General features: G+C 32.8%; 12 protein-coding genes. 3 read left to right on the top strand and 9 right to left on the bottom strand.

Translation table 11 applies throughout. From position 1 onward, the window contains the following. Position 1: 1 nt before the first annotated feature. The 5 genes from JJL45_RS14865 to JJL45_RS14845 form a co-directional block, all read right to left on the bottom strand. Positions 2 to 943, bottom strand: coding sequence for an alpha/beta fold hydrolase (locus JJL45_RS14865; protein ID WP_068603810.1), 942 nt, complete (start codon positions 941 to 943; stop codon positions 2 to 4). Positions 944 to 1,095: 152 nt separating this feature from the next. Continuing rightward, complete coding sequence (gene rpe, locus JJL45_RS14860; RefSeq protein WP_068603808.1) at positions 1,096 to 1,758, bottom strand: ribulose-phosphate 3-epimerase; 663 nt, start codon at positions 1,756 to 1,758, stop codon at positions 1,096 to 1,098. 54 nt (positions 1,759 to 1,812) lie between these two features. After that, entirely contained in the window at positions 1,813 to 2,217 is a 405-nt protein-coding gene (locus JJL45_RS14855) for a BLUF domain-containing protein (RefSeq protein WP_068603806.1), read from the bottom strand. Positions 2,218 to 2,423: 206 nt separating this feature from the next. Continuing rightward, entirely contained in the window at positions 2,424 to 3,287 is an 864-nt protein-coding gene (locus JJL45_RS14850) for an RNA polymerase sigma factor RpoD/SigA (RefSeq protein ID WP_019387909.1), read from the bottom strand. Positions 3,288 to 3,437: 150 nt separating this feature from the next. After that, positions 3,438 to 4,856 carry a glycosyltransferase gene (locus JJL45_RS14845; protein WP_202664191.1) on the bottom strand — a complete coding sequence of 473 codons (1,419 nt, stop codon included), beginning with the start codon at positions 4,854 to 4,856 and terminating at the stop codon, positions 3,438 to 3,440. Positions 4,857 to 5,207: 351 nt separating this feature from the next. Here JJL45_RS14845 and JJL45_RS14840 point away from each other — a divergent pair, with 351 nt between their 5' ends. Together JJL45_RS14840 and JJL45_RS14835 are read left to right on the top strand one after the other, a co-directional pair. Beyond that, positions 5,208 to 5,585 carry a hypothetical protein gene (locus tag JJL45_RS14840; protein ID WP_202664190.1) on the top strand — a complete coding sequence of 126 codons (378 nt, stop codon included), beginning with the start codon at positions 5,208 to 5,210 and terminating at the stop codon, positions 5,583 to 5,585. A 1-nt stretch (position 5,586) separates the two neighbouring features. Continuing rightward, positions 5,587 to 6,417 carry a helix-turn-helix transcriptional regulator gene (locus tag JJL45_RS14835; protein ID WP_202664189.1) on the top strand — a complete coding sequence of 277 codons (831 nt, stop codon included), beginning with the start codon at positions 5,587 to 5,589 and terminating at the stop codon, positions 6,415 to 6,417. A gap of 614 nt (positions 6,418 to 7,031) precedes the next feature. On the opposite strand, the gene JJL45_RS14830 is transcribed toward JJL45_RS14835, so the two are convergent. Together JJL45_RS14830 and rpsO are read right to left on the bottom strand one after the other, a co-directional pair. After that, entirely contained in the window at positions 7,032 to 9,275 is a 2,244-nt protein-coding gene (locus tag JJL45_RS14830; protein WP_202664188.1) for a polyribonucleotide nucleotidyltransferase, read from the bottom strand. Between the two features lie 208 nt (positions 9,276 to 9,483). Then, on the bottom strand, positions 9,484 to 9,753 hold the full coding sequence (gene rpsO / locus JJL45_RS14825; protein WP_067149941.1) for a 30S ribosomal protein S15: 270 nt from the start codon (positions 9,751 to 9,753) through the stop codon (positions 9,484 to 9,486). Between the two features lie 243 nt (positions 9,754 to 9,996). On the opposite strand from rpsO, the gene JJL45_RS14820 reads away from it, so the two are divergent. Beyond that, positions 9,997 to 11,106: a sensor histidine kinase gene (locus JJL45_RS14820; protein ID WP_068603799.1), complete on the top strand. Its 1,110-nt coding sequence runs from the start codon at positions 9,997 to 9,999 to the stop codon at positions 11,104 to 11,106. 55 nt (positions 11,107 to 11,161) lie between these two features. On the opposite strand, the gene accD is transcribed toward JJL45_RS14820, so the two are convergent. Beyond that, entirely contained in the window at positions 11,162 to 12,019 is an 858-nt protein-coding gene (gene accD / locus JJL45_RS14815; protein ID WP_068603797.1) for an acetyl-CoA carboxylase, carboxyltransferase subunit beta, read from the bottom strand. 290 nt (positions 12,020 to 12,309) lie between these two features. Beyond that, on the bottom strand, positions 12,310 to 13,377 hold the full coding sequence (fbaA, locus tag JJL45_RS14810) for a class II fructose-bisphosphate aldolase (RefSeq protein ID WP_202664187.1): 1,068 nt from the start codon (positions 13,375 to 13,377) through the stop codon (positions 12,310 to 12,312). Positions 13,378 to 13,443 lie beyond the last annotated feature (66 nt).

Genomic DNA, 13,443 nt, shown 5'->3' with positions numbered 1-13,443 from the left:
ACTAAGGGTTTAGAAATTCAGTAATGGTTTTATTTACGATTTCGGACTGATCAATACTTAAAAAATGGCCGGCGTCCTTGATGACCCTCGTCGTACTATTTTCCAAGTTATCTTTAGCCTTTTCAAGGGCTTCCTCAGAATTAATAACATCCTGATCGCCTATTAAAACAAGCACTGGGTTACTAATTGATTTTAACTCATCTTCCGAAAAAGGTTGCATTTGAAGTAAACTCGTATTTGATTTCGCATATTTATTGGCTAGATAAAACTGATTTTTATAAACCGAATTGATTTTATTAGGGTATTTTGAGAATACGTCTAAAGTCTTTTTAAATTGATTTTTACTTGGGAATAGCTTTAAAAATAGTGCTTTTGATGTCTTTGCAGGCGCGTCTACATATTCAAAAGTTTGGGCAGGGCTTAATAATGCTATTTTATCGATACTATTATTCTCCTGTGTAGCTAATAAAGTAGCCATCCATCCACCTCGTGAGGCCGCAACAATATCAAAGTTTTTTAATTGGTAATGACTGAAAATACTTTGGTACCAATCCACAATTTCTTCTTTAGATAATGCTTCGGTAGTTAAAGTTGATTTCCCTGGCTCCATTAAAAAGTCTATAGCATAAATACGGTGTGTTTTGGATAAAGCTTTAATATTGGGGTACCACATGGTTGAGCTGGCATCCATACCGTGTAATAAAACTAACGCTTTGTTATTTTCTTTTCCAGAGATAATAACATGGGCCTTACCGTATTTTGTTTGAATGTCTTCTTCAGAATAGGGTATGTCCCAAAGTTGCAGAGCCTGATTATAAGCCTGTATATAATTGTTTTTTTGCTTTAGTGTTTGAAACACATAATTATCATAAGGAGCCTTTTTTGGTGTTCCACATCCAATAATTACTAATAAAAAGAAAATTTGTATTAAGTGTTTTGACATATAAGTTCTGCTATGAAATGGGGTATAAATTGTCTTGAGACTTTACTTTTAGAAAGATAATACTTTGTTTTGAGATATTTTTTAAAAGAAAGCCCCGAAATAGTTTAAGTAAACAATTCGGGGCTTTTTATTATTTGTAATATTATGCTATACTATGAATTAGCAATGGCCTTCAAATCTTTGATGGTTTCGATTTGTGTGCTGCTTTTAAAAACATAGCTTCCTGCAACTAAAACGTCAGCGCCAGCATCTGTTAGTGCTTGTGCGTTTTTGTTGGTAACACCGCCATCAATTTCTATTAAGGTGTTAGCACCTCTCGTAACGATTAATTCTTTCAGCTGTCTTACTTTTTTATAAGTGTTCTCGATAAAACTTTGTCCACCAAAACCAGGATTCACACTCATGATACAAACCAAATCAATATCTTGAATAACATCTTCTAAAACATTAACGTTTGTATGTGGGTTAAGTGCAACTCCAGCTTTCATGCCTTCTGCTTTAATAGCTTGTAGGGTTCTGTGTAAGTGCGTGCAAGCTTCGTAGTGTACGGTTAAAATATCACTACCCAATTCAGCAAAGGTTTTAATGTAGCGATCAGGATCAACAATCATTAAATGTACATCAATTGTTTTTTTTGCATGTTTAGAAATAGCTTGTAAAACAGGCATACCAAAGGAGATGTTTGGTACAAAAACTCCGTCCATAATGTCAATATGAAACCAATCGGCATCACTTTCATTAACCATTTCTATATCACGTTGAAGATTGGCAAAATCTGCCGCTAAAACCGAAGGAGCTATTAATTTAGAACTCATTAAACTGTTTATTTAAATTTCGACAAAAATAATGGTTTTGAATTAGGTAAGAGATTAGTTTTCAATAAAATTTTCTACCATTCCTATTACTTCGTTGGCAAGTTTATTGTGTCCTAGTTTTAACCATTCTAAATACTCATTGAGGTTTTTAAGTTCTGTTTTGTCATCAATCACTGTAAAACCGAAATTATAATCTTCAAAAATGCGTCCTTCAATATTGGTGTTAATGACTTTAAAAATATTGCTATGGCGTGAATCTTTCTTTATGCGATCGAAAGTTTGATCGACTAATTCTTGAGAGCCTTCCAGAACCTGTAAAAAATTATGGTTTTTATACACCAATACACCTGTAATATGATTTTTAGAATTATTAGCCTTAGCTGCTGAATATAATTCATTTAGGTTGTTGATAGTGACATCTCTACTTGAATCACTAATGTAGCATATGGTTTTAAGCATTGTGTTTCTTTAGGGGGCATTTAATTAGTTATAAATATATAAGATTATAGACTAAAAATATGTCAGTAGTTATAATTTTATTTTATCAATATATTATAAATGAATAAACCCTCGGTAATCAGCCGAGGGTTCTTTCATCAATCAAAAAACGAACAGTTATGAGTAACTGTTTGTTATGGTAATTTAGTCGTATTAATTAAGAAATACTAACCTAAATACGTCTTTAAAATTTTACTTCTAGACGTGTGTTTTAATCGTCTAATGGCTTTTTCTTTAATCTGTCTAACACGTTCACGTGTTAGATCAAAAGTTTCACCAATTTCTTCTAGGGTCATTGGGTGTTGATTTCCTAAGCCGAAGTATAAACGAATAACGTCTGCTTCACGAGGAGTTAAGGTTTCTAAAGCACGTTCAATTTCAGTGCGTAAAGACTCATGTAACAACTCTTTATCAGGATTTGGAGATTCTCCACTATTTAATACATCATATAAGTTTGAATCTTCTCCTTCAACTAAAGGCGCATCCATACTTACGTGACGGCCAGAGTTTTTCATCGACTCCTTAACATCATTAATAGTCATATCCAATTCTTTTGCAATTTCTTCAGCAGAAGGCGGACGTTCATGACTTTGCTCTAAGAAGGCAAATGTTTTGTTGATTTTATTAATAGATCCAATTTTATTTAAAGGTAAACGTACAATACGTGATTGTTCAGCTAAAGCTTGAAGAATCGATTGACGAATCCACCATACAGCATAAGAAATAAATTTAAAACCACGAGTTTCATCAAAACGTTGTGCCGCTTTAATTAAACCTAAGTTCCCTTCATTAATTAAATCTGGTAAAGTTAAACCTTGATTTTGGTATTGTTTCGCAACCGATACAACAAAACGTAAATTAGCCTTTGTCAATTTTTCTAAAGCAATTTGATCTCCAGCTTTAATACGTTGTGCTAATTCTACTTCTTCATCGGCAGTAATTAAATCTACTTTACCAATTTCTTGCAAATATTTATCTAACGAAGCCGTTTCTCTATTAGTAACCTGCTTCGTAATTTTTAGCTGTCTCATTTAATATTCTCCTGTAATTTAATTTGTGAATAATAGGGCATTCAATAGTTATACGTAGGTATAAAAGATAATGTTACAAAAAAGTTTATCTTTTTTTCTGAAATTAATATTTGAGTGCTCTAATTCCTTATTTAAATTACTGAAAACATCTTATTTTTTCACAGCCAGCTCACGCGTTAACCAGCCACTTTTACTAGCTGTTGCAATGGCATAAGGTGTAATCCAAAACAAAGCAAAAGTATATAAAACACTGTAAGTGTAAGCCCAAAACGATTCTGAAACTTTATAACGATTGGCGTAAAACAACATTGAGAAGGTTGAAATAATTAAGGTGCTTACCAAAGTTGAACTAATGAAAAGTAAAGGGTGTGCAATTACAAAGAATAGCATAAAGATTAAGAACGGATACGTCATAATAATTTCTGACGACTGACTAAGGAATAATAATCGAGTTCCAACTTTAGACTCTTTTTTGAAATTTGTGAATACGTATTTAGACATCTCTATGTTTTCACGAACATTGCTTCGTCCCCATCTAATGAACATCTTGTAAAGACCTTTGTATTTCTCTGGAACGTTAGTATAGGCATAAGCATTTCTTTGAAACAATACGTGTTTACCTTGTTTTAATATCATATTGGTCATAGCACGATCCTCACCAATGTCAGAAGGCTTGCCCATAAAAGTTTGATTAATCCATTCTGGTAAGCAAGCAAATACAGCTGAACTTCTATAAGCAGCAAGTGCTCCAGGTGTACAAAGTACAGAATTTAGCGTGCTTTCTGCCGATCTTACAAATTCGAAACTTAAAACAAAACTAACATCAAGCATTTTTGGTAATAAGGCTTTTTTGTTATTTAGAACTCGAATATTTCCAGCAACAGCGCCACATTTTTCATTATGAACAAAAGGACTAACTAAAAGTCTAATGGTGTCCTTGTTTACTATAGAGTCGCTGTCTACAGTAACAAACACTTCGCCTGTTCCAAGGTTAAACCCACGGTATAAGGCATGGCGCTTTCCTTGGTTTTTAGGTTGTTGAAAAATTTCTAAACGATCACCTAACGTGTTTTTAGCTTTAAGCATCCATTCCCAAGTATCATCTTTACTACCGTCATCAATAGCTAATAACTGTAGTTTGTTTTCAGGGAAATCGCTCTCAGCTAAACTGATTAAGGTGTCCCATACTTGTTTGCCTTCATTGTAGGCAGGTACAATTACTGTACAGGTTGGAAGTTCTTCATCTGAAACCGATTCAATAGGTTTATAGCAGAAATATTTATATAAGGTGTATATGAAAAAACTAACTTTAAAAACAAGTAATCCCGTACATATAGCTAAGAAAACCATTCCTAAAGTTGAAGATGTTTGTTTTATGTTGAATTCATAAAAATCACTTTGTAATAAATAAAAGAGGTAAACAGCATTTGCCATTAACAAAAAAGTGCTTATTAGCACAAGAAAGCCCCAAGTTCGTCCTGTTTTATTAGTGATTAAATTTTTTATTCCAGTCGTTAAATTATTTAATTGGTTCCCTTTTTCGTTACCGTTAGTTTGTTTTGTTTCCATATTTAATTCCTGTGTTGTTATTTCCTTTTGTTTCTTATACGCGGGGAATAGAGATCTAGATCCTTTTAATTTTAATTTTAACTATTTATTAGGAATTAAAACATAGAACAATTATTTATGAATGAATTTTATATGGTTGACTCTTTGTATATAAGATTTTTAGATGATTGGATTTAAGCTGATTAATTCTAAGGAAGCAATTATGTCAACTTTATAGTAGTTTTTTATATTAAACAAGGTTGTTTAATGAAAGGAGTTGTTTTTTTTGGGAAGTAAAGCTTTTAAAAGCATTAATAAATTTTAAATTTGAAATAAATTTCTCCCTTTTAAAAACCAACTAAATGTTAGTAAATGAGTAATGCCAATATAACACCACCAGTATGGAAACACCATTTAAATACAGAGTACATTTTTATTGATTTTTCAGGATTAACAACCGATCGAGAAATTTTAAATCAAATTGAAACAGCCGTTGCGATGGGGTTGGAACGCCCAGATAAGTCGGTTAGAGCTTTGGTACATATTAAGGGGACTAGAACAAACCCTGGAACAACGAGAAAGATGGCCATTCTGGGTAAAATGGTACAACCCAAAATTAAAAAATCGGTATTGGTAGGTTCTAGTGGTTTTTTGTCACTTCTTGTAAAGATTTATACCTCACAAACTGGTAGTAAAATTAAGTTTTTTACAGATATGGATGTGGCTTTAGAATACTTAACTAGTGATTAAGGTGATAAAGGAGAACGAAAGTGAACATACTAAATTTAGCGTTGTTATTATTACTAGAAATAGTTTTGATAAGGAAAAAACGTATTTAGATGGCTTTAATTTTAAGTTGATTACTATTGCTTCCGTTGAAGATCTTAAACCTTATACTCCAAATATCATAATCATTGATTACGATAGTGTTTCTGATCTAGATGAAGTAACTTCAGAAATAAATGAAATGCCTGAAGCGCTTAGTATCTCCGTTATACTTTTGACATCAAATCGTGTAGATACAGTATTAAATATTGTTCTGAAATATAAATTTTTTAGTGTTCTTAATTCGTTAACTAATGCTACTGCGATAGTGTCCTTAAATTCAGCGAATAATCAATTTGTTAAATCTTATGAAGATAGGTTAAAAAACAATGAACTGAATAGGCTTTTAAGTACCAATTATCTCACTTTGGATACTAAAAATCAATTTTTAGAACAGACTAATAAGCGTTTAGAGAAGTTAATTTCGGATGATATAAAAACCACGACACTCCAGCTCCAAAAGTTAAGTGATTCTATTGAAAGGCATCTTAAAGATGAATATCAATATCAATTGTTTAAAGTGCATTTTGAAGAGGTTCATCCTTTGTTTTATAAACGACTATTGGAAATTGATAACTCATTTTCGGATAGTAACTTAAAATTAGCATCTTTTATTAAGATGGGGTTTAGTAATTCTGAAATTTCTTTCTTTTTAAATGTATCGCTTGCAGCTGTAAAAAAAGGGATTCAAAGAATGAAGCAAAAATTAAAAATTCCTCCTCAAGGTTCCTTAAGAGAATTTATATTTAAAATTTAGGCATTTTATGACTTTTAGTCGAAGTTAAATACTAGTGCCTATTATTATTATTATTATTATTATACATAGTGAAAACGATCTTGCTATTTAGCTATTTAAAAATTTATTAATCAGGAAGGAGGATATATTTTTATAATAGTCTATACCACAAAGTTGGCCGAAAAATACCACAAAAGCTATAATGTCTCCTATTTGTCTCCCTTTGTCTAGGTGTTATACGTTGTTTTTTGAGTTTAATTTGTAGGAAATAAATTAAAAAGGTTTAAAAATTAAAATGATTGTTTAATTAACCGATTTAACCTAGGTTACTAGATCATTTAAGTTTTTAAATATGTTTATAATTTATCCAATTACTCTCAATACTCGTTATTATGACAACCAAATTATTCAAAAATGTATTCCATAAGTCTTTGCCTTTATTTTTTGGAGGTTTCTTGGCTATCGGTTATTTACTGTTAATCTTATTACTAATCTTTAGATATTGTATCTAAGTACATAAGAGTAATCGTACGCTTCCTTAGGAATTTAAAAGCTATTTTCAATTAAAAACACCTCTCAAAAAGAAACCCCATAAAGCTAACTTTATGGGGTTTAATCTATATAGGAATCAAATATTATCTGTCTCCTTTAGGTTTTCTATCGTCACGACGATTATCACGTCCGCGATTATCATTACCTCTGTTATCACGTCCACCTGAACGTTTATCGTCTCTTGGTGGTCTTGCAACATAACCTTCAGGTTTTGGCAAAATTGCTTTGCGAGATACTTTCTCTTTACGAGTTCTTGGATCTACACCAAAGTATTTCACATCAAAAACATCACCCATATTAACCACATCAGTTACGTTTTCGGTACGTTCCCAAGCTAATTCACTTACATGTAATAAAACCTCATTTCCTGGAGCTTCAGTATATTCTACAACAGCACCAAAATCAAGCATTTTAATGACTTTAACTTGGTAAACCTTTCCTACTTCAGGCTTAAACATTAAAGCATCGATTTTAGCATTAACGGCATCAATACCTTTACTGCCTACGCCAAGTACTTCAACAACACCTTCTTCGGTAACAGGATCTTCATTAATTACGATAGTTGTGTCTGTTTCTTTTTGTAATTCTTGAATCACTTTTCCACCAGGACCGATTAAAGCACCGATAAATTCATTAGGAATACGACGTGTAATCATCGTTGGAGCGTGATCTTTAACTCCTGAATTAGGTGTTGCAATAGTCTCCGTAATTTTTCCTAAAATATGTAAACGACCATCTCTGGCTTGTTTTAAAGCATTTACAAGAATTTCATAAGAAAGTCCTTTTACTTTAATATCCATTTGACAAGCCGTAATACCATCGGCAGTACCTGTAACTTTAAAGTCCATGTCTCCTAAATGATCTTCATCACCTAAAATATCAGATAAAACAGCATATTTTCCAGAATCTGCATCAGAAATTAATCCCATAGCGATACCAGAAACAGGTTTCTTTAATTGTACACCTGCATCCATCATAGCCATAGTACCAGCACAAACTGTTGCCATAGAAGAAGAACCATTAGATTCTAAGATTTCAGAAACTACTCTTACTGTGTAAGGACAATCTTCTGGAACCATTCCTTTTAAGGCACGTTGAGCTAAGTTACCGTGTCCTACCTCACGACGAGATGTTCCACGAATTGGTCTTGCTTCACCTGTAGAAAAAGGAGGGAAGTTATAGTGTAAATAGAAACGCTCTTCACCTTCAAAAGATGGCATATCAATTTGATTAGCTTCTCTAGAAGTTCCTAAAGTAACGGTTGCTAAAGCTTGAGTTTCCCCACGTGTAAAAATAGAAGAACCATGTGTAGATGGTAAATAATCTACTTCACACCAGATTGGTCTGATGTCTGTTGTTTTACGACCATCTAAACGTAAACCTTCATTTAACGTTAAGTCTCTTACAGCATTTTTCTCTGCTTTGCTATAGTATTTAGATACTAATCCTCCAAAATCTTCTAATTCTTCTTCCGAAAATGAAGCGATTATTTCTTCTTTTATTTCTGCAAATGCAGCACCTCTTTCATGTTTAGAAGATCCTGCTCTAGCTACAGCATAAACTTTATCGTATGCCATATCGTGAATTTTTTGTGCTAATTCAGCATCTTCACGTTCAGGCTCATATTCGCGTGTTTCTTTTTTACCAAAAGCTTCAGCCAATTTTACTTGGGCTTCACATTGCACTTTGATAGCTTCGTGTGCAAATTTGATAGCTTCTGTCATTTCTTCTTCAGAAATTTCATCCATTTCACCTTCTACCATCATCACAGAGTCAGCTGATGCACCGATAACCATATCGATATCACTTTCTGCAAGTTGCGCATAAGAAGGGTTAATGATGAATTCTCCATTGATTCTACCTACTCTTACTTCAGAGATAGGGCATTCAAAAGGGAAATCTGATAATTGAATTGCAGCTGATGCAGCTAAACCAGCCATAGCATCAGGCATAACTTCTGGGTCATGAGACATCAATTGAATCATTACCTGAGTTTCTGAATGGTAATCTTTTGGGAATAACGGACGTAAAACACGATCCACTAAACGCATCGTTAATACTTCACCATCACTTGGGCGTGCTTCTCTTTTAAAGAAACCACCTGGGTAGCGTCCTGCAGCAGCAAATTTTTCACGATAATCAACTGTTAACGGTAAAAAGTCTACATCAGAAGATTTATAATTGGAAACAACTGTACATAATAACATACATTTTCCCGATTGAACAACAACAGAACCATGTGCCTGTTTTGCTAATTTTCCAGTTTCAATAGAGATTTCTCTACCGTCCCCTAGGTCTATGACCTCTTTAAAAACTTGTGGAATCATAAATATTTTATACTAAATTAAACAATGGTCGTTGTGTTGTTGTGTGTAGTTGTTGTATGACCAATGAAAAACTGTAATTAGCTTCTTCAATACGTGTTTTAAACTCTTACGTTAGAGCTGTTTTTTGAAAATCTTAGTTCGAAAATAGGAAAGTCAAAAACGAATGGCTAAGATAAAAAAAAGGGGCTAAATTAGCCCCTTTTTAATGTTATTTTCTTAATCCTAGTTCTTTTACTATGGCACGATATCTTAAGATATCTTTCTTAGTTAAGTAATCTAGTAAAGCTCTACGCTTACCTACTAATTTTACTAACGAACGCTCGGTGTTGAAATCTTTACGATTCTTTTTTAAGTGCTCTGTTAAGTGATTAATTCTGTGCGTAAATAACGCGATTTGACCTTCTGCAGAACCAGTATCGTTTTTTCCTTTACCGTGTTTTGCGAAAAGTTCTTCCTTTGCTTCTTTTGCTAAATACATGCTAATATTATTGTAAATGATTTTTATGTACACGAAAGATTTTCTTTCGAGCGGCAAATATACTAACTTTTTTGGGTTTGATAGTTTTTTTGCGTAACTTTTACTAATTAAATGGATTACGATTTGAAATGTTATTTACCTCGTTAGAATTTTAAGTCCCTAATGGTTTAAATGAACTCCTTAAGAATAAAGATTATATAGCATGCTCAATTTTTATGGATTAAAAAATGTTTAGGATAAACTATGAAAGCTCTATTTTCTCACAACAACTTTCCGGATACTTACGATTCTTTAGAAAGAATATTTAATAATACTTATAATGGTATTGCCATTCTTACTTTGGATGGCGATTGGATAAAAGTTAATGATAGTGTTTGTGAACTTTTTGGGTATTCCAGGCTAGAGTTGTTCAATATGAACATTGAAACTATTATTTTCAGGGAAGATTTAGGGGTTCATCAGATTAAATATGAGCGTTTACTTCAGGGAAAAATTAGTAGGTACCGGGTCAGGCAACGCTATTTTCATAAAGATGGTTCTATAATTTGGGTGCTTATTTCGGTGTCGTTAATTGAAAATGCCGATGGTTCTCCTGGACAAATGATTTGGCAGTTTTCGGATATTACCAACCGTAAAAGAAATCAAGACAAGTTGAAATTAATGTTACGTGTTGTTCGTGAGCAAAATGAACGACTCACCGCTTTTGCGGATATTATCACCCATAATTTAAGGTCGCATTCAGGAAATTTATCGACTATTAAAGGGTTTTTAGAAGAAGAATTTAGTTGGTTAGCAGGTAATGAAAATTTTGAGCTCTTATCTCACGCTATCGAAAACCTTGAAGAAACCGTGTCGCACTTAGCTGAAGTTGCTAAAATAAAGCAGGTAGAATCTAGTGAGATTAAACATTTAAATTTATACGATTATGTTGATAAGGCTATTTATACTGTAGCAGCTTTTGCTAAAAACACCAATACTACTATTATAAATAATGTAGATGATGATTTAATCATTAAAGGATTACCAGCTTATTTAGATAGTATTATTTTGAACTTTCTAACTAACGCGATTAAATATAGAGATGAAAACAGGAAGCCTCAAATTAATTTAAGCACAACAAAAGAGGAGGGGTTTGTTATTTTAAATATTAAAGATAACGGTAAGGGCATAGACCTAGAAAAATATGGGGATAAGCTTTTTCAGATGTACAAAACCTTTCACTGTAATAAAGATGCTATTGGAATAGGTCTGTTTATAACTAAAAATCATATAGAATCTTTGGGAGGTCAAGTTAAAGTAACCAGTGTAGTGGGGGAAGGTACTGTATTTTCAATATCTTTTAAAAGTGCATAAAAAAAACCTGTTTTATCAAATAAAACAGGTTAATTGTATCTAGTCATCTAGAAAATTAGTCTCTTAAAGGCTGATTTAGAACTAAATCTAAATATTGATTCACTTTATTTTTTAATTCTTTACGTTGGGTAATAAAATCTAAAAATCCGTGTTCTAATAAAAACTCAGAAGTTTGGAACCCATCTGGTAAATCTTTTCCAGTAGTATCTTTTACAATTCTAGGTCCTGCAAAACCGATTAAAGCACCTGGTTCTGCAATATTAATATCTCCTAACATGGCAAAAGAAGCTGTAATTCCTCCTGTTGTAGGGTCTGTACAAAGTGAAATATATGGTATGCCTTTATCTGCTAATTGAGCTAGTTTTACCGAAGTTTTTGCTAATTGCATTAAAGATAAAGCAGCTTCCATCATACGAGCTCCTCCAGATTTAGAAATAACCATTAAAGGAATGTTATTCTTTAGAGAATAATCGGCTGCTCTAGCAATTTTTTCACCTACAACACTTCCCATCGATCCTCCAATAAAAGCGAAATCCATACAGGCTACAACTAAATCTTTTCCTTTTGATTTACCTACAGCAGTTCTTACGGCATCTTTTAAGTTGGTTTTGTTTTGAGCCGATTTTAAACGCTCTGGGTATTTTTTGGTATCCTCGAATTTTAAAGGGTCTTTAGATTCTAAGTTCGTATCAAGCTCTTTAAATTTGTTATCATCAAAAAGGATTTCGAAGTATTCTTTACTTCCAATTCTAACATGGTAACCATCTTCTGGGCTTACATAGAAGTTTTTCTCTAATTCTTCGGTATCTACAATTTTACCTGTTGGAGATTTGTACCAAAGACCTTTTGGAGTGTCTTTTTTCTCTTCGGTAGTGGTTGTGATACCTTTTGTTGTTCTTTTAAACCAAGTCATATTACTTAATATATTTTAGTTTTTTCAGCTGGGCTAAAAAAGGTTTTCAATTTTAAATGTTTAGGGCTGCTTTTCCTTGCTTATGAGTATTAAATTGAAATGATTTCACTTTAAACTATTTAGAAAAAGTCTGGATACAAAATTAAGCCTTTTTTTAAATTTCTTGTAACCACATGCATGTTTTCTTAAAGTCTTGTTGTAATTTATTGAAAAAGAACTCTATAATGCAAAAAAAGGTTCTGCGTTAAGCAAAACCTTTAATAAGTTTTTATAGTACAATGAACTTGATACTATAAAGTATTTACGTTGTTTAAATCTTCGAAAGCCTTTTTTAAACGTGCTACGAATGTTTTTTCTCCTTCACGTAACCAAACTCTTGGGTCGTAATGTTTTTTATTAGGAGAATCTTCTCCATCAGGGTTACCGATTTGAGATTTTAGGTATTCTGATTTTTCTCCCATATAATCTCTAATACCAGTCATGAATGCATATTGCAAGTCGGTATCAATATTCATTTTTATAACACCATAGCTGATACCTTCACGAATTTCTTCTACGGTAGATCCAGAACCACCATGGAATACAAAGTCGATATGGTTGTGTTCTACATTATATTTCTTAGAAATGTATTCCTGTGAATTCTTTAAGATTTTTGGAGTTAATTTTACGTTTCCAGGTTTGTATACGCCGTGAACGTTACCAAAAGCAGCAGCAATTGTAAATTGAGGACTTACCTTACTTAGTTCTTCATAAGCATAAGCAACTTCTTCAGGCTGGGTGTATAATTTAGAATCATCAACATCTGAATTATCCACACCATCTTCTTCACCACCAGTAATACCAAGTTCAATTTCTAAAGTCATGCCCATTTTGCTCATACGCTCTAAATACGTTTTGCAAATGGCAATATTTTCTTCAAGAGGTTCCTCAGATAAATCAATCATATGAGAACTGAATAAAGGTTTTCCAGTTTCAGCGAAATGTTTTTCACTAGCATCTAATAAACCATCAATCCAAGGCAATAATTTCTTTGCACAGTGGTCTGTATGTAAAATTACAGGAACACCATAAGCTTCCGCTAAGGTATGAACGTGTTTTGCACCTGCAACACCACCAGCAATAGCAGCTTTTTGTCCGTCGTTATTTAAACCTTTACCTGCATTAAATTGAGCACCACCATTAGAAAACTGAATGATTACAGGAGCGTTCAAGTCTCTTGCGGTTTCTAAAACACCATTAATGGTATCTGATCCTATAACGTTAACAGCTGGAAGTGCGTAGTTATTATCTTTTGCATGTTTGAATATAGCTTGAACTTCCTGTCCCGTAGCTACTCCTGGTTTAATATTGTGTCCCATTTTTAAAAAATATAATTCAAAGTTAGTAAAGTATAAAAGTAATCATTTTTTAAGTATTTTATTGGT

Source organism: Tamlana sp. s12, assembly GCF_016767215.1.
Taxonomy (GTDB): domain Bacteria; phylum Bacteroidota; class Bacteroidia; order Flavobacteriales; family Flavobacteriaceae; genus Pseudotamlana; species Pseudotamlana agarivorans.
The sequence above is the reverse complement of the archived record's forward strand: the minus strand, read 5'-3'. Positions and strand labels throughout refer to the sequence as shown.